This is a genomic window from Paenibacillus sp. JL3B1040 (assembly GCF_057063165.1).
In genome coordinates this window covers 3,310,949-3,327,546 of the sequence record NZ_CM169317.1, presented here as the reverse complement: position 1 = coordinate 3,327,546, position 16,598 = coordinate 3,310,949, and the positions used below count along the sequence as shown (strand labels likewise).

The 16,598-nt window shown below is 55.1% G+C and carries 21 protein-coding genes; all 21 read left to right on the top strand.

Annotated elements, in window-relative coordinates; translation table 11 throughout:
* The first annotated feature begins 4 nt into the window (after positions 1–4).
* The 21 genes from plsY to ACZF99_RS14925 all read left to right on the top strand — a co-directional run bounded on the left by plsY (position 5) and on the right by ACZF99_RS14925 (position 16,283).
* On the top strand, positions 5–616 hold the full coding sequence (gene plsY, locus ACZF99_RS15025) for a glycerol-3-phosphate 1-O-acyltransferase PlsY (RefSeq protein WP_483605893.1): 612 nt from the start codon (positions 5–7) through the stop codon (positions 614–616).
* Complete coding sequence (locus ACZF99_RS15020; RefSeq protein WP_483605892.1) at positions 609–1,649, top strand: NAD(P)H-dependent glycerol-3-phosphate dehydrogenase; 1,041 nt, start codon at positions 609–611, stop codon at positions 1,647–1,649. The genes plsY and ACZF99_RS15020 overlap by 8 nt, the downstream gene beginning before the upstream one ends.
* Before the next feature lie 155 nt (positions 1,650–1,804).
* Positions 1,805–2,077, top strand: coding sequence for a stage VI sporulation protein F (locus ACZF99_RS15015; RefSeq protein WP_483605891.1), 273 nt, complete (start codon positions 1,805–1,807; stop codon positions 2,075–2,077).
* Between the two features lie 164 nt (positions 2,078–2,241).
* Complete coding sequence (locus ACZF99_RS15010; RefSeq protein ID WP_442421799.1) at positions 2,242–2,421, top strand: DUF2768 family protein; 180 nt, start codon at positions 2,242–2,244, stop codon at positions 2,419–2,421.
* 42 nt (positions 2,422–2,463) lie between these two features.
* Positions 2,464–3,102 carry a nucleotidyltransferase family protein gene (locus tag ACZF99_RS15005; RefSeq protein WP_483605889.1) on the top strand — a complete coding sequence of 213 codons (639 nt, stop codon included), beginning with the start codon at positions 2,464–2,466 and terminating at the stop codon, positions 3,100–3,102.
* Between the two features lie 10 nt (positions 3,103–3,112).
* Positions 3,113–3,463 carry a 2Fe-2S iron-sulfur cluster-binding protein gene (locus ACZF99_RS15000; RefSeq protein WP_483605888.1) on the top strand — a complete coding sequence of 117 codons (351 nt, stop codon included), beginning with the start codon at positions 3,113–3,115 and terminating at the stop codon, positions 3,461–3,463.
* A 31-nt stretch (positions 3,464–3,494) separates the two neighbouring features.
* Positions 3,495–4,253 carry a hypothetical protein gene (locus ACZF99_RS14995; RefSeq protein ID WP_483605887.1) on the top strand — a complete coding sequence of 253 codons (759 nt, stop codon included), beginning with the start codon at positions 3,495–3,497 and terminating at the stop codon, positions 4,251–4,253.
* 424 nt (positions 4,254–4,677) lie between these two features.
* The gene (spoIVA, locus tag ACZF99_RS14990; RefSeq protein ID WP_483612751.1) at positions 4,678–6,156 is read left to right on the top strand and encodes a stage IV sporulation protein A; all 1,479 of its coding nucleotides are present in this window, start codon (positions 4,678–4,680) and stop codon (positions 6,154–6,156) included.
* A gap of 375 nt (positions 6,157–6,531) precedes the next feature.
* Positions 6,532–6,804, top strand: a complete 273-nt coding sequence (locus ACZF99_RS14985) for an HU family DNA-binding protein (protein WP_059043418.1) — start codon at positions 6,532–6,534, stop codon at positions 6,802–6,804.
* Positions 6,805–6,928: 124 nt separating this feature from the next.
* A complete protein-coding gene (mtrB, locus tag ACZF99_RS14980) occupies positions 6,929–7,180 on the top strand; it encodes a trp RNA-binding attenuation protein MtrB (protein ID WP_483605885.1) in 252 nt (83 codons plus the stop codon).
* 110 nt (positions 7,181–7,290) lie between these two features.
* On the top strand, positions 7,291–7,830 hold the full coding sequence (locus ACZF99_RS14975; RefSeq protein WP_483605883.1) for a hypothetical protein: 540 nt from the start codon (positions 7,291–7,293) through the stop codon (positions 7,828–7,830).
* A gap of 146 nt (positions 7,831–7,976) precedes the next feature.
* Positions 7,977–8,825 (top strand): heptaprenyl diphosphate synthase component 1, encoded by an 849-nt coding sequence (locus tag ACZF99_RS14970; protein WP_483605881.1) that lies wholly within the window; start codon positions 7,977–7,979, stop codon positions 8,823–8,825.
* An 11-nt stretch (positions 8,826–8,836) separates the two neighbouring features.
* Positions 8,837–9,565 (top strand): demethylmenaquinone methyltransferase, encoded by a 729-nt coding sequence (locus ACZF99_RS14965; RefSeq protein WP_483605880.1) that lies wholly within the window; start codon positions 8,837–8,839, stop codon positions 9,563–9,565.
* Positions 9,558–10,430: a UbiA-like polyprenyltransferase gene (locus ACZF99_RS14960; protein ID WP_483605879.1), complete on the top strand. Its 873-nt coding sequence runs from the start codon at positions 9,558–9,560 to the stop codon at positions 10,428–10,430. Before ACZF99_RS14965 ends, ACZF99_RS14960 begins: the two co-directional genes overlap by 8 nt.
* Positions 10,430–11,047: a UbiX family flavin prenyltransferase gene (locus ACZF99_RS14955; RefSeq protein ID WP_483605878.1), complete on the top strand. Its 618-nt coding sequence runs from the start codon at positions 10,430–10,432 to the stop codon at positions 11,045–11,047. The genes ACZF99_RS14960 and ACZF99_RS14955 overlap by 1 nt, the downstream gene beginning before the upstream one ends.
* Complete coding sequence (locus ACZF99_RS14950) at positions 11,028–11,894, top strand: menaquinone biosynthesis protein (RefSeq protein ID WP_483605877.1); 867 nt, start codon at positions 11,028–11,030, stop codon at positions 11,892–11,894. Before ACZF99_RS14955 ends, ACZF99_RS14950 begins: the two co-directional genes overlap by 20 nt.
* Positions 11,891–12,865, top strand: coding sequence for a polyprenyl synthetase family protein (locus tag ACZF99_RS14945; RefSeq protein WP_483605876.1), 975 nt, complete (start codon positions 11,891–11,893; stop codon positions 12,863–12,865). The genes ACZF99_RS14950 and ACZF99_RS14945 overlap by 4 nt, the downstream gene beginning before the upstream one ends.
* A 117-nt stretch (positions 12,866–12,982) precedes the next feature.
* On the top strand, positions 12,983–13,426 hold the full coding sequence (ndk, locus tag ACZF99_RS14940) for a nucleoside-diphosphate kinase (protein WP_483605875.1): 444 nt from the start codon (positions 12,983–12,985) through the stop codon (positions 13,424–13,426).
* Entirely contained in the window at positions 13,417–14,250 is an 834-nt protein-coding gene (locus ACZF99_RS14935) for a CheR family methyltransferase (RefSeq protein WP_483605874.1), read from the top strand. Before ndk ends, ACZF99_RS14935 begins: the two co-directional genes overlap by 10 nt.
* A gap of 168 nt (positions 14,251–14,418) precedes the next feature.
* A complete protein-coding gene (locus ACZF99_RS14930) occupies positions 14,419–14,592 on the top strand; it encodes a hypothetical protein (RefSeq protein WP_483605873.1) in 174 nt (57 codons plus the stop codon).
* Positions 14,593–14,939: 347 nt separating this feature from the next.
* A complete protein-coding gene (locus ACZF99_RS14925; RefSeq protein WP_483605872.1) occupies positions 14,940–16,283 on the top strand; it encodes a hemolysin family protein in 1,344 nt (447 codons plus the stop codon).
* Positions 16,284–16,598 lie beyond the last annotated feature (315 nt).

The following is a 16,598-nucleotide window of genomic DNA, read 5'->3' as shown; positions in this document are numbered from 1 at the left end:
TAAGGTGATTTTACCCGTAATAGCTGTAATCGTTTGTTATTTGCTAGGCTCGGTCAGCTTTAGCGTGGTGCTGGCGAAGATTTTGAAAGGTATCGACATTCGTCAGCATGGCAGCGGTAACGCGGGGGCGACCAACACACTGCGCGTATTGGGGAAAGGCCCGGCGATCCTTGTCCTGGCGCTTGACGTGCTCAAAGGCATCGCCGCCGTATGGCTCGGCCGCTGGCTGGGTGACGGCGCCGAATGGACGGCGGCGTTGTGCGGCATCGCGGCCATTATTGGCCATAACTGGCCGCTGTATTTCCGCTTTCGCGGCGGAAAAGGGATCGCCACCACAATCGGCGTGATGGCCACCCTGTTTTTCTTCCCGGCGTTGTACGCAGGGATTATCGCGATATTATCGATCGTCTTTACCCGGTATGTCTCGCTCGGTTCGCTGATTTTCGTCTTTTTGACGCCGATATTTCTGGCAGTCTCCGGCGAATTCGGACCTTATTTCTGGACGAGTCTCATCATCTGCGTATTCGCTTTCTGGAGACATCGCACGAATATTGTGAAAATCGTGCACGGCAAAGAAAATAAGCTGGGTTCCAAAGGAGGAGATCGCGTTGTCTAGCAAAGCCGCCGTACTGGTGGCGGGCAGTTGGGGAACAGCACTTGCCAGCGTGCTCGCCGACAAAGACATGGAAGTCGCCTTGTGGACGCGTAACGTGGCGCAGCAGGAAGAAATCAACACAAAACACCGCAATGAACGGTTTTTGCCGGGAATCGAGCTGTCGCCGCGGCTTGCCGCAACCACGGATTTGGAGGCCGCGGTGAGCGGCGCCAAAGCGGTTGTAATGGTCGCGCCCTCCTCGGCCGTACGCGAAGTGGCTCGAGCGTTAAAGCCCTTCTGGCACGAGGATATGCTGGTGGTGCATGCGACCAAAGGTTTTGAAATCGAGAGTATGAAGCGGATCTCAACCGTGATTGCCGAGGAGCTCGGTTGCGAAGAGGGGCGGGTCGTCGTCTTGTCCGGACCGAGCCATGCGGAGGAAGTGGTTAAACGCTGCCCGACCACGGTGGTCGTTGCTTCGCAGATCGCTTCTCAGGCTGATTTGGCCCAAGACTTGTTCATGAACCCTTATTTCCGCGTATACACGAACCGCGATATGGTGGGCGTGGAACTTGCCGGGGCGTTAAAGAACATCATCGCGCTGGGCGCGGGGATGTCCGACGGATTGGGATACGGCGACAACGCCAAAGCGGCGTTGCTTACCCGCGGACTCGCGGAAATCACGCGGGTCGGCGTTGAAATGGGCGCCAATCCCCTAACCTTTGCCGGGTTGGCCGGGATCGGCGACCTTGTCGTGACCGCGACCAGCCGGCATAGCCGCAACTGGCGGGCCGGGTTCATGCTGGGCGAAGGCAAGCCGCTGGAAACCGTATTAAGCCAGATGGGCATGGTCGTGGAGGGCATCCGAACCACGAAGGCCGCTCACGCCATTTCCGAGAAATACCAGGTTCAAATGCCGATTGCCGCTCAATTGTACCATGTCCTGTTCGAAGGCTTGGATCCTCGCACCGCCGTGGAGGCGCTGATGGGACGCGACCGGAAAACGGAGATGGAGGTCATGTCCTTGGAAACCTGGGAACAATGGCACACTTGATGTTATAAAATGTCGATATGCCTGCATGTTTGGCTTCGTGATCAAAAGTCGAGTTTTTGAACTTCCGCTATTAAGCCCGTTTTGGCGGGTAAAGGGCACCTTTGCCTGCGCCTCCTCATATCTTGGTGGAAGAGGACAGCGGAGGAGGCGATAGCGTGAGCAAAATTTCCAAAGAGGCCTTGAATGCCATCAACAAAAAGACGGGTAAAAACATCTCGGAAGGTTCGGTCAAAAAGCTGGCCAGTACCGTAAAGCCGTCAACGATGCATAATGAAGCCGAATTGCGGAAGCTGATCAAGCAGGTATCGGCGATGGCGAAAGTCCCCGTCTCGGAAAGCACGATTCAGGAGATTGTGAGCGCCGTGAAGAAGAGCGGCATGAATCCATCCAATATGGAAGCCTTGATGAAATTGATGATCAAAAAATAACCGATGGGTTCCTTGTTGCCCCCAAGCTCTGCGGTCTTTTGCCGCGGGGCTTTGTTTAGTTAGGGCGATCCAAAGCAAATCCCGAAGAGGCACGTAGCCTGAAAGACCGTATAATGCTATAATATGGATCATATTCAAGCAAAAAAAGTAGGAGAATCGAACACATGGATGCAATGACGAAGATGTGGTTATCGATCGCAGCGGTATTGATCATGGGGATTTCCGTCTTTTTGATCACGTTTGCACGGACGAAAACAAAAGGGATCGTCAGGGGGATTTTATCGCTGCTCGCCTTTTTTATCATGTTGGCGGGTTTTTTGACCGGACTTGTGTCGATTACTTAAAGGAACCTCTACGCTACGGAACTCAAGAGAAGAGGAAGATGCATGCAACAACAAGAAAGCAAAGCTTATGCCGAATTAACGGAGGCCTTAGGCCGGCTCGCCGCCGGTTGTGAAGGGGTGGAGGGATCCTGGTTGCTGGGCGGCAGCTGCGGATTGTGGCTGCAGGGGGTTACGCTTTCGACCGCCCCCCGGGATATCGATGTTTATGCCGACCTTGCGACCGCAAGCCGGCTTCACGAGCGTCTCGAGATGTTTGCCACGGACCAGCCGCGCCATGACCAAAGCGGGTTATACACTTCGTTGTTAAGCCATTACCGTATAGGGGAAGCGACCGTGGAACTGGTGGGCGGATTCGAAGTTCATGCCGCAGGGGCTTATTATCGGACGGAGGTTGAGGTGCTGCTGGCGCCGGCAGCGCAGCGCGTGACGCTGCGGGATACCGCTTTTCCGGCGATGCCACTTGCCCATGAGTTGGTATTTAATCTGTTGCGGGAGCGTCCGGACCGCTATCTGCCGATTGCCGCCATGATCCGCAAAGAGCCGGAGCGCCATCTGCCGCTGTTGGACGAGCTGCTGCAGCGGAACGAGTGGTCGGCCAATTGGGTTGGACGCATGGCCGAGCTCTTAAACACCCCGCTGCTCTCCCGGCCGTGGCGCGAATATCGCGGCGGGGAAGCTTAAGGGGCGCGTCGTGGAAGGGCGGATTACGTTTCTGCCGATAGGGAAAACGGTCCAAGTCCGGCCAGGCACCAGCGTGTTGCGGGCTGCTCGCCAGGCGAAGATCCCTATCGCGACCCGCTGCGGCGGGAATGCCGGATGCCTGATGTGCAAGGTTCAGGTCGATCGGGAGCAAGCGTCCGCGCTATCGCCGCCCAGCGCTGCGGAGCGCCGCAAGCTTGGCCCTCTGCTGGAGCAGGGGGTTCGATTGGCGTGCCAGGCGAACGTTCGCGGTGAAGCCGTCGTGCGGCTCCCGGAGGACCCGCTCAAGGCGGCGATTCGCAAACAGCTGGAACGGCAGCGGGAAGAAGAGGATTTATGGTAAGAACGAAGGGGACAAAGCGAGGAATTCAACCATGGCGAAGTTATCTTTTTTTAGGAAGACCCGCGTAAGGACGGCGGCGCTGGTAGTCATATTCACGATGATGACCTCCCTGTTGTCGGGATGTTTGTATCGCGGAGATCGGCAGCCGGGCGGCCCGGTCTCCTATACGGAGAGTGTGGACCGGGTCCAGCGGGCCTTGGATCGCTTTCAGGAAGACAAAGGGATCCTGCCGATCATAACGGCCGGGGAGGAAACCCCGCGGTACGAGAAGTATCGGATCGATTTGAACCAGTTGAAGCGGGAGGGCTATCTGGAGGGAATCCCTGCGGCGGCTTTTGAGCAGGGCGGAAGCGTTTATTTTCTAGTTATTGACGAGGAAACCGACCCGACGGTCAAAGTGATGGATTTGAGCACGGTGCAGAAGGTTAACGATGTCCAGCGGAAGGTGCTAAGCTATAGGTCCACCCATGGGGAGGGCCTGCCGGGCGAGGCCGGTGGGGAGACCTATCCGGGCTTGTATCCCGTCGATTTGCCGATGCTGAAAGCCGAGAATCTGGCTCTTTCAAGCGTTTACTCCGGGGAGACGCTTCCCTACCTTATGGATGCGGAGGGCAATGTATACGTGGATTATGCCTTCGATATCATGCAGGCGATCGATCGATCCGGCCAGACGCCGCAGGGAGACGAGGACTTGCGCACCTGGCTGACGGACCGCTCGGCGTTCGTTCCGGTGAAGTCGCTGCCTTATCGCTGGGCCAACGGCACTCCGATACCTGATGTTGGCCTATGAAGTATGAAGAAGCCTTTCGTTTTTTTCGAAAGGTTTCTTTTTTTGCGTTTCGTTTCACGGCTTTTGTTCTTCCTCTCTCCCGGGCGTCATATTTTTTTCGATAGACTCATACAAATGGAAGTATGGCGGTTAAGTGCCCGCCTTGTTCGGGTTGAATGAGCGGCCACGCAAAAAAAACGGGCTTGGACGGTTTTAACCGTCATATTCTTGCATCTGGTACATAAGATGTTACTAGTCCAAATGCATGTACGAGTTTACGCCGCTTCGTTCAGGTTCCTTCCACAGGTTTGCGGCGGCGGACACGGGCAAGAGGGGCTGCCGCTCCTGCCTTAGCAGCGAAGCCCACAATCATGGCGAATCACGAAGCGGATGCTCTCGGGGCATTTTTCCTTCGGCGAAATTTGAGGAGGGGATATCATTGGTATTGGAGAAAGTGGACATTTTTAAGGACATTGCCGAACGAACCGGAGGCGACATTTATCTGGGAGTCGTCGGTGCGGTCCGTACCGGGAAATCGACCTTTATTAAGCGTTTCATGGAAACGGTCGTGCTCCCGAACATCGCAAACGAAGCCGATCGGGTCCGCGCGGTGGATGAACTTCCGCAAAGCGCCGCCGGCAAAACCATCATGACGACCGAACCGAAGTTCGTCCCGAACAATGCGGTGCAAATCAAGGTGGCTGAAGGACTCGAAGTCAATGTAAGACTCGTGGATTGCGTCGGATACGCCGTGGAAGGCGCAAAGGGCTACGAGGACGAAAACGGGCCGCGGATGATCTCCACGCCATGGTTCGAAGACCCGATTCCGTTCCAGGAAGCGGCGGAAATCGGAACGCGCAAAGTCATCCAGGAGCACTCTACCCTGGGCGTCGTCGTAACGACCGACGGTACGATCGCCGATATTCCGCGTTACTCATACGTGGAGTCCGAGGAGCGAGTCGTTGCCGAGTTGAAGGAGGTTGGCAAGCCGTTTGTGCTCGTGATCAACTCGACGCGGCCGAACAGCGAGGAAGCGCAGCAACTGCGCGGCGAATTGGCGGCCAAATACGACATTCCGGTCATTACGCTCAGCGCGGCGACGATGACGGAAGAAGACGTGACCGGCGTTCTTCGGGAAGTTCTCTATGAATTTCCGGTGCACGAAGTCAACGTCAACCTGCCTAGCTGGGTCATGGTGCTGAACGAGAACCACTGGCTGCGCAGCAATTATGAGAACTCCGTCCGCGACACGGTCAAGGACATTCGCCGTCTGCGCGATGTCGACCGAGTCGTCGGAAATTTCATGGAATACGATTTCATCGACCGGGCCGGACTCAGCGGATTGAACATGGGGCAAGGCGTTGCAGAGATCGACCTGTACGCCCCGGACGATTTGTATGACCGCATCCTGATGGAAGTGGTTGGCGTGGAAATCCGCGGGAAGGACCACTTGCTGCAGCTGATGCAGGATTTCACGCATGCGAAACGGGAATATGACCGGTTCGCCGAGGCGCTCGAAATGGTCAAAACGACCGGCTACGGCATCGCTGCACCCACGCTCGCGGAAATGGCGCTGGATGAGCCGGAGCTCATTCGTCAAGGCTCCCGGTTCGGCGTAAGGCTGAAAGCGACGGCCCCTTCGATCCATATGATCCGCGTCGACGTCGAATCGGAATTCGCGCCGATCATCGGGACCGAAAAGCAAAGTGAAGAGCTGGTCCGTTATCTGATGCAAGATTTCGAGAACGATCCGATCAAGATCTGGGAATCCGATATCTTCGGCCGTTCCCTGCACTCCATCGTACGCGAAGGGATTCAGGGCAAAATCGCCATGATGCCGGACAATGCCCGCTACAAACTGCAGGAAACGCTGGGGCGGATCATTAACGAAGGCTCCGGCGGCCTCATCGCCATCATTTTGTAAGGTAGTTTCCTAGCTTCATCCAACCTTCTCGGTGCTGAAAAGCCGATTTTTAACCTTTATTAACTGCAATTCCTCCTCAATAACCGCGCGCATGCCGATCTTAGCTGCGTGCGGTTGTTTTGTCGTTTGAGGGACGGATTCACCGTTTTTGTAGGGCGAAATGAGGAAAAATCGGCGGGAAGCCTTGAAATAGCTTGAAATTCTGCATGGGCTGTATTACTATAAATTTGTTCCGCGCCCCCCGAAAGCGCGATTTCATCACGTTTTTGGGGAATTTGTACGTATTGAATTACAAAAATCACGTATATTCTGCGGTAAAACGGAAACACAAATAACAAGTGGTATTATTTTCCTTGGTGGGGAGGTGAATCACACATGAACAAATCCGATTTGATTTCTCAAGTCGCAGAAAGCACGGAGCTGTCCAAGAAGGATGCAACAAAAGCGGTTGACGCCGTGTTCGAAGCCATTTCCGAAGCGCTGCAAAACGGAGACAAAGTTCAACTGGTCGGCTTCGGCAACTTTGAAGTCCGCGAGCGTTCCGCACGCAAAGGCCGCAACCCGCAAACCGGAGAGGAAATCGAAATCCCTGCGAGCAAAATTCCTGCTTTCAAACCAGGCAAAGCGCTCAAAGACGGAATTAAATAAAGATTTCTACATATCTTTCCGTGCAAAAAAGACCGTGGGCTTCTCGTTCACGGCTTTTTCTTTTCGCGGGAGGCGTAGATGGAGAGCAGTCTGTCAAATTGACGAAGGGAGAGGCGCAGCCATCATGGATAACCAGCACATCGGCGGAAACGATCAAGCTGTCACGGGCGGGGACTATTTCGTAGTCAAGGCCAAGGAGCAGGGGGTTACGGTCATCGGGCTGACCCGGGGGAAAGATACGCGGTTTCACCACACCGAAAAGTTGGACAAGGGCGAGGTGCTCATCGCCCAGTTTACCGACCATACGTCGGCGGTCAAGGTTCGCGGCAAAGCGCTCGTATACACGAAGCACGGAATGATCGACACGGAAGAATGATTTTCAAATCTGCAGGCATAGCCTGCTTTTTTTCTATGTAGAATGGGGTATAAGCATCTCTTGGACAGGAGGAACTCCGCTGTCCGAGTGAACCTGGAGGGGAGTGCCCCATGAAGCGAAAATTAGCCGTTCGCGCCCTGCTGCTTACGTTCGGATGCGCGCTGGCGATGGCCGGCGCGGCCTGGCTCGGCGAACATCCCGGCCGGCCGCGGCAGACGGCCACCGTGTTTGCCGGACCGTACCCGGCCGAACTGACCGACGATAATCTCGTGGACGCATTGGACCCGCTGCAGCTTCCGCTGCCGATCGCGAAAGTTGATTTGAACCGGGGAATCTTGTCCATCGACTTAAAGATCGAGGGCGATCACGTCGGCACCGCCGACGTTTACCGGGGAATGGCCGAGATGATCTCTTTTGCGTTCGAACACACGAGTAATATCGATCAGTTGCTGCTGCGTTTGATGGCGGAGGACCGCTGGCTCGGCACCCAATATTTGCTTTTGGCTGCCGATGTGAGACGCAGCGAATTTTCGGCCGAGGAGCTGTCCGCGCTGCGGCATGCCGGGAGCGGCGAACTGCCCGAAGCGCTGCGGCTGCGCCTGCGAATGACGGAAACCCGGTTATGGAAGTCGCGTTTTCTGCAGGAGTAGCCGGCCCGCTAGACCGATGAGCCGAAATCGCGACAAGGCTGTGCGCAGTGAAATAACATATGCTATAATAGACAAGATTGTGACATCTTTATCACTGAAAGATCAGCGGCCGGAGGCAAAGGATGAAACCTTATCGCATAACAGAATTGGCAAATAAGTATGTCAGTTATGACATGATTACTACATACACGGCGCTTCCGGAGTTCCCGGTGCCCCGTGTTCGTTTGCTTTATACGTTTTTGAACGAGCGGCCGGGCCGCCCGCCCGAGTCGGCGGAAACGTGCGCGCTGGCGGCGTTCCTCGTGCAGCTCGGCATGGATACCCACGATCGGATCGACCTGGCGTCCGGACTTGGCGAAGCCACGCGGGCGATGCGCTCGCGCCAGCTCAAGGTGTTGGCCGGCGACTATTTCAGCGGCGTATTCTACCATTTGCTCGCCCAGGCCGGGGAGACCGGCATGGTTCCGTTGATGAGTTCGGCGATCTGTGAGGTGAACCGTCTGAAAGTCCAGCTTTACAGCAAATTGAAGCGGGCGGTATTGCCGGCGGAGGAGTACCTGAAAGAATGCGTCCATGTCAAAATGGGGCTTTTTCTTTCTTTTACCGAGCTGTTGGACAAGTCCGTGCAAAATTTATGGCAGAAGTTGCTGACCGAGTTAAGCCGTTGCGAAGTTATGCTTGATGAAATCCGGTCCTCCTCCGAATTGCCGCATGATCGCAAAGGGTATGCGTATTTGCGGATTATGGAGACCGGGACCTCCGAAGATAAGGATACGCTCTCCGCGCGCAAAGTCGGCGAGCGCGACTGGTCGCTGATGCTCGTAAAATACAATATCAAGGAACAGTTGATGTCCATGCTGCACCAATCGGTGGAGCATGTTCATTCGCTGCTGCATGAATGCAAGAAAGAAACGGCGCGCAATGAGCTCAAATCCATCCTTGAGCCATTTATCGCCGTGCTGTCACCGGCACGCCGCTCCGTGCAAGAAGGGTAGGGGATCAGCAGATGAGTCAATCGTCTTCATCCGAAACGAAAGAACAGTTCGTTCACGCTGTATTCGAGAGCATTGCTCCGAAATACGACATGATGAACGACCTGCTTAGCTTCAGGCGCCATAAAGCGTGGCGGAAATTCACGATGGCCAAAATGAACATGTCCCCCGGGAATACGGCACTCGATTTGTGCTGCGGAACCTGCGATTGGACAATCAGCATGGCCGAGGCCAGCGGAGGACCGATCGTCGGCCTGGATTTCAGCGAGCAGATGCTGGAATACGGCCGCCGCAAGGTGAAGGAACGCCAGCTCGATTCGCGGATTACCCTGGTTCAGGGGAACGCAATGGAACTGCCGTTTGAAGATAACAGTTTCGATTACGCCACGATCGGCTTCGGCCTGCGCAACGTGCCCGATGTGCGCCAAGTGCTGCAGGAAATGCGCCGGGTCGTGAAACCCGGGGGCATGGTGGTTTGCCTGGAATTGTCCAAGCCGACCTGGCAACCGTTCAAAGGCCTTTATTATTTTTACTTCCAAAAAGTGCTTCCGATGCTTGGCAAACTGGTGGCGAAACGGTATGAGCAGTACAAATGGCTGCCGGATTCCCTCGTCCAATTTCCCGGCCGCGCGGAGCTGACGGAGATCTTCCGGGAAACGGGACTAGCCCGGGTCGAAGCGTATCCTTTAACCGGCGGGATCGCCGCCTTGCATATCGGAACGAAGGAGACGCAACATGTTTAGAAAAATCGTTATTTTCCTGCAAATGATCAAATTCGAGCATACGATATTCGCTTTGCCGTTCGCGTTCATGGGCGCTCTGCTTGGTTCCGAAGCGATCAACCATGAGCTGCCGTCCTGGGAACAGATCGGCTGGGTGCTGCTGGCGATGTTCGGCGCGCGCAGCGCAGCCATGGGCCTTAACCGCCTGATCGATCGGGTCAGCGATGCCAAGAACCCCCGTACCGCAAACCGCGCGATCCCGGCGGGCCTCCTGAAAATCGGCGAAGTGGTGTTGTTCGTGATCGTCTCTTTCGCCCTGCTGTTCTGGGCTGCGGCGGAGTTGCATCCGCTGGCGCTCAAGTTGCTGCCGATCGCCGTCATCATGCTGGTATTTTATTCGTACACGAAGCGTTTCACTTGGCTTTGCCACGTCGTGCTCGGCCTAACGATCGCCTTGGCCCCGCTCGGCGGATGGGCGGCTGTGACGGGCCAGGTCGACTGGACGGCGATGGTGTTCTTCGCCACGATTACGTTCTGGATTGCCGGGTTTGATATCATTTACGCCTGTCAGGATGTAGAGTTCGACAAGAAGGAAGGCCTTCATTCCATTCCGGTGCGCTTCGGAATCGCCAAATCGCTCAAAATTGCCCAGGCGTTTCATATCTTTACCGCGCTGGGCTTTATCGCTTTGCTGCTAATGACGGATTTGGGCTGGTGGTATGTCGCAGGCATGGTGATCGCCTATCTCATTTTGTTCTACGAGCACCATATCGTGTCCCCGGGCGATCTCAGCCGGCTGCAAACCGCATTTTTTACCATGAACGGCGTACTTAGCATCGTGGTTTTTTCCTTTACATTGATTGATTTGGTGGTGCGTCATTACTAATGGATAAAGCGAAAACGATCGTCGTCGGCATTACCGGAGCCAGCGGTTCGATCTACGGCGTGAAGCTGGTCGAAACGCTGCTGGGGATGAACTTCCGCGTGCATCTTGTCGTATCCAATGCGGGGTGGCGGGTGATCAAGGAAGAGCTCGGCTGGAACACGAGCGACCGGGAGGTTACGCTGCATGAACATTTCGGCAGGTTGCCCGGCAAGCTGGTGTATCATCCGATCGCCGATATCGGCGCCTCGATCGCCAGCGGCTCGTTTCTCACGCAAGGCATGATCGTGATGCCATGCTCCATGGGAACTTTGTCGGGGGTCGCGAACGGTACGTCGGACAACTTGATGGCCCGGGCTGCCGACGTCATGTTGAAGGAAGGACGGCCGCTTGTGCTGGTGCCGCGCGAAACGCCGCTGCATGCCATTCATCTGGAGAACATGCTGAAGCTGGCAAGGCTCGGCGTGCGTATCATCCCGGCGATGCCGGCGTTTTATTACGGGCCGCAAACGATCGACGATCTGGTAGCGTTCTTGGTCGGCAAAGTCCTCGATAGTCTGGGGATCGAGCATGCGTTATTCAAGAGATGGGGGGAGCAAGATGAACGCACGGGAAAATAAAGACATCCTCATCGGCAAAATCAAATACAGCAATGTTTGGCCCGTATTTCATTATTTCGACGTCGCGCGCCTGCCGCAAGCAAGCCAATTGATCACCGAGGTGCCTTCGAAGCTGAACCGCCGCATGCTCGGCGGCACGCTCGATATTTCCCCGGTGTCTTCCTTTGCTTACGGGTACGGGTCGGATCGCTTCTTGCTGCTGCCGGATCTTTCCGTCAGCTCCGACGGTCCGGTCCATTCGATTCTGCTGTTCTCGCGGAAGCCGCCGGAGCAAATTGCCAACGGGAGAATCGCGCTGACGAATACTTCAGCCACTTCGGTTAACCTGTTGAAGATCATTATGGAAAAAGCTTATGAGGGGAAGCCGCAATATTGGGACAGCGAACCCGAGCTGGACGCAATGATGGCCGAAAGCGACGGCGCGCTGCTGATTGGGGATCACGCTATCGAGGCGTCCTGGCGGGATCACGGTTTTATCGTCACCGATTTGGGGGAAGTCTGGAAATCATGGACCGGCTTTGGCATGACCTTCGCGGTTTGGGCCGTACAGAAGACGTTTGCCGAAGCGAACGCCGAGTATCTGGCCGAAGTGACGGGAGCGTTTGCCGAGAGCAAACGCAAGAGCTTAAGCGATGTTTTGCCACTCGTAACCAAGGCCTGCTCCGAGATCGGCGGCACGGCGGACTATTGGCGGCATTATTTCAATAACCTGCGTTACGACTTCGGGGAATCGCGTCGCAAGGGCCTTGCTTTATATTTTGAATATGCTTATGATATGGGCTTGCTGAACCATCGGGTAGAGCTGGAGATTTGGAGTCACAATTCGCTGACACGGGTGAAAGAATGAAATTACTGGATATTTTCGGCGCGTTAAAAAAAGATATGGATTTCATCGAGCGGCAGTTGTACCGGAGCATCGACGGCGATGACGAGCTGCTGAGCGAGACGTCCTTGCACCTGCTGAGGGCGGGCGGTAAGCGGCTTCGGCCGATCTTCGTGCTGCTGGGCGGGAAGTTCGGGAACTACGATCTGCAGAAGCTGCAGCATATTGCCGTGCCGCTGGAACTGATCCATTCGGCGTCCCTCGTCCACGATGATGTGATCGACGATGCCGATACGCGGCGGGGCAAAGCGACGGTCAAGTCGAAGTGGGACAACCGGATCGCCATGTATACCGGGGATTATATTTACGCCAAGGCGCTAATGCAGGTGTCCGAGCTTGGGAATCCATACATACACCGTATTCTGGCCAAGGCGATGGTCCAGATGTCGATCGGGGAAATGGAGCAGATTCGCGATTTTTTCAACACGGAGCAAAGCGTGCGCAATTATTTGCTGCGCATTCGCCGCAAAACGGCGCTGCTCATCGCCATCAGCTGTCAACTGGGAGCGATGGCGGCGGACGCCTCGGATAAAGTGAACGCGCTGCTGTACCGGTACGGCTACAACGTCGGAATGGCTTTTCAAATCCGGGACGACCTGCTCGATTTGTTCGGCACCGAGAAGACGATCGGCAAACCGCCGGGCAGCGATATGCGCCAGGGCAACATTACGCTCCCGGTCCTCTTCGCGTTGCAGGAGCCGGAGCTGAGGGAGCCGCTGCTCCGGGAAATTCGCGGCATTCAGGCCGGCGACGGGAGCGGCGACGTATCCCGGGCGATCGAAATGATCCGGACCAGCCCCGGCATCGGCAAAGCGGAGGCGCTGGCGGACCGTTTTATTGCGAAGGCGCTTAAGGCGCTGCATCAGCTGCCGGCGACGGGGGCACGCTCCCATTTGGAGGACATCGCGGAGTTCGTCAATAAACGCTCCTATTAAATCATTGACCTTTACCTGTTTCGCATGGATCTGGTAAAATGCAGGTGAAACCGCCTTCTTGGGACGGTTGGAATTTTTTGGTCGCATACGATGCGGATTACTATCGGGAGGGGAACCATGGAAAGAACGTTTTTAATGGTTAAGCCGGACGGCGTGCAGCGCGGGCTGATCGGCAGAATTATCAGCCGTTTCGAGGATAAAGGCTTTCAACTGGTCGCCGGCAAGCTGGTTCAGGTGACGGAAGCCCAGGCGAAGAAGCATTACGCGGAGCACGAGGGCAAGCCTTTCTTTGACGAACTGGTCGGCTTCATCATATCCGGACCGGTATTTGCCATGGTATGGGAAGGGGATGACATTATCGCCTTGTCGCGCATGGTCATCGGCAAAACGAAAGTAACCGAAGCGCTTCCCGGCACGATTCGGGGCGACTTTGCCGCCCATACGCCGTTTAATCTGATTCATGGTTCCGATAGCGTTGAAAGTGCGGAGCGGGAAATCGCCAATTTCTTTGCGCCGCAGGAGCTGGTTCGGTACACGAGAAGCGTGAGCCCATGGATCTGAACCGAATTTTCCCCGACATGGCTCGGACAGACAACGCAGAGAAGGCGCTGGACCCGGATTACCTCGGCTTTATCCAAAGTATCAAACAAAGCACGGGCATCGATTTGGCCCAATACAAGGAAGCGCAAATGAAGCGGCGTCTGACGACGCTGCGCAACAAAAACGGCTATGCGACATTTGCCGATTTCTATACGGCGATGATGAGCAATAAGCCGCTGTTTTATGAATTTTTGGACAAGATGACGATTAACGTGTCCGAGTTCTGGCGCAACCCGAACCGTTGGGAAGTGCTGCGGGATTCGGTGCTGCCGGAGCTGGCGGCCGGGCGGCCGAAGCTGAAGGTATGGAGCGCGGCCTGCTCGACGGGCGAGGAGCCGTATACGCTGACGATGATTCTCGCGGATCTGGGGCTTCTCCCGAACACTTACCTGCTGGCGACGGATATTGACGATGGGGCGCTGGGCAAGGCCCAGGAAGGGCTCTATTTGGAGCGTTCGCTGAAGGATGTGCCTAAAGCGGTGGCTGAGCGTTATTTTTCGCCGGAAGGTCCTATGTACCGGTTTGATCCGAAGCTGAAGAAGGCGGTCACGTTCAAGAAGCAAAACCTGCTGCTCGATACGTTCGAAGAGGGGTTCGACCTGATCGTTTGCCGCAACGTCATGATCTATTTTACCGAAGAAGCGAAGCAGGGGCTTTATCATAAATTTTCGCGTGCGCTGCGTCCCGGCGGCATCCTGTTCGTCGGCAGCACGGAGCAGATCTTCTCCCCCGGCCAATACGACCTGGAAGCGGCGGAGACGTTCTTTTACCGGAAGAAGGAGTAAGGGGGAGGGCCTTACCTGATTTATATGAAAAATCGTCCAAATTGGCCCGATTCGGGGCTGGTTTGGACTTTTTTGTGTGAAAAATCATCCCTCGTGATCCAAAGCCGATGGTATAGAATGGTTTGATCTTTCCTATACTTGGACCATACAGTCAATGGAGGTCAGGTCATGGACAAGCGAAAAGTGATCGAAGCTTACCGGCGGGGGTTCTTGACGCCGCAGGAATGCGCGCAGGTGCTGGGCATCGAAGGCCCGCATCTGACAAGGATGCTGGAGGATTTTCCGATGGACCCGCGGCGTACCAATCCCCTAGAAAATCAACCGGCATCGGGACTGAGATAAGCGAGAGAACGGCCATACCCCAATCCAAATCGGCAGCGCCGAGAGTTCGTCATGCAGGGCGGAAGCGGCGCTTTTTTGCGCCCGCGCTTTGGTAGCGTCCTTGACAGCCGCAGCGGGGCTTTCTTATAATAGTTATTAAATTAGGTCAGGAGAGGTTTCATCGATGAGCGATTCGGACGACCCGGAGAGTAGCGACACATCACAATTAAAGAATAACCGATTCGGTATCGGCGGAGTTCAGGCATAACCTGCGTCATTTTTTTGGCGGCGGGTTATGCCTTTTTGCGTATATCCGCAGGGTGAAGACCTCAAACTAAACCGGGGAAATTTTTGGAGGTGGAAATAGATTGTTGGAACTATTGGTCATTTTAATTTTAATTTTAATTAATGCTTTTTTTGCCGCATCGGAAATCGCCTTAATCTCCCTGAACGACAACAAAATCAAAGCGATGGCCGGGCAGGGGCATCGGAAGGCGAAGGTGATCGTCGGATTGCTCGGCGAGCCCAGCAAATTTTTGGCTACGATTCAGATTGGCATCACACTGGCGGGCTTTTTTGCCAGTGCCTTTGCCGGAGAGAGCTTTGCCGGCGACCTGGCGGCTTACCTGATCCGCTTTGGATTGCCGATTCCGGAAAACGTGCTGAGTACGATTTCGCTCATCGTCATTACGCTGCTGCTCTCCTATTTCCAGTTGGTGCTTGGCGAGCTGGTGCCGAAGCGGGTGGCGATGAAAAAAGCCGAAGCCATGGCGATGTTCGCAGCTACGACGTTATCCTTGTTGTCCAAAATAACCGCACCGTTCGTGAAGCTGTTGACCGCGTCCACCAACCTGATCGTTCGGCTGTTCGGCATTGATCCGAACGCCAATGATGAGGAAGTCTCCGAGGAAGAGATCCGCATGATGCTGGATACCGGGGAGGAAATGGGGACGATCCAGCCCAGCGAACGGCTGATGATCAACAATATTTTTGACTTCGACAACCTGACCGTGTCCGATATCATGACGCACCGGATCGACGTTGTGGCGATTCCCGTGGATGCCGACCAGCATACCGTGGCCGAAATTGCCGACAAGGAGCAGTATACCCGATTCCCGGTGTACGAGGATACGGTCGATAACCTGATCGGCATTTTGCACAGCAAGGATTTGATTCGCTTTTTGCGTAACGGGGAGAAGGAGAACTGGAATTTGCAAGAGCTGGTGACGCCGCCATATTTCATCCCGATCTCCAAAAAAACCAACGAGCTGTTCGAGGAAATGCAGCAAAACCGCATCCATATGGCGATTGTCGTGGACGAATACGGCGGGACCGCCGGCATTGTGACGATGGAGGATTTGCTGGAGGAAATCGTCGGCAATATCTATGACGAGCATGATGAGGAGGAGCGGGAATACGAGCAGGTTAGCGAAGGCAGCTATCTGTTCAGCGGCACGATGTCTCTCGATGATGCGCAGGATATCCTCGATATCAAGCTTCCGGTCGAGCATTACGATACGCTTAGCGGGTTTATGATCGGGCAACTCAAGCGGATCCCGACGATTAACGAGAAGCCGGAATTCGAGTACGCCGGATATGTATTCGCCGTGCGCGAGGTCGGGCAACACCGGATCCGCAAGCTGGCGGCAGTCAGGAAGACCGATGCGCCCGTTTTGGTGGAAGTGGCGCGGGAAGATGAAAACGAAGGTTAGTTTGTGGTTTTCTGCAACACAATCCACCACTGCGAATCGAAGCCGTTGAGATAAATTTCGCGGCAGCCCCTCAGCTCGCGCGGCCACTTGCGCGTCAACGGGATCATGAACTCGAAAATATCGGGAGGGGGGGATACCCCCTATCCGGGTCGAGCAGATGTTTAAGCTGCCGCGTCTTTTCCTCACCGGAAAGCATACCGGGGCGGGTTATGCGCAATGATTTTTTCGGTGTCCTCGCCAAGCGGTGCGAAAAGAAGTATTCTGCAAAATGGAATCATCACGTGACAGAATACGGCGTTAAATATTATAATGAGC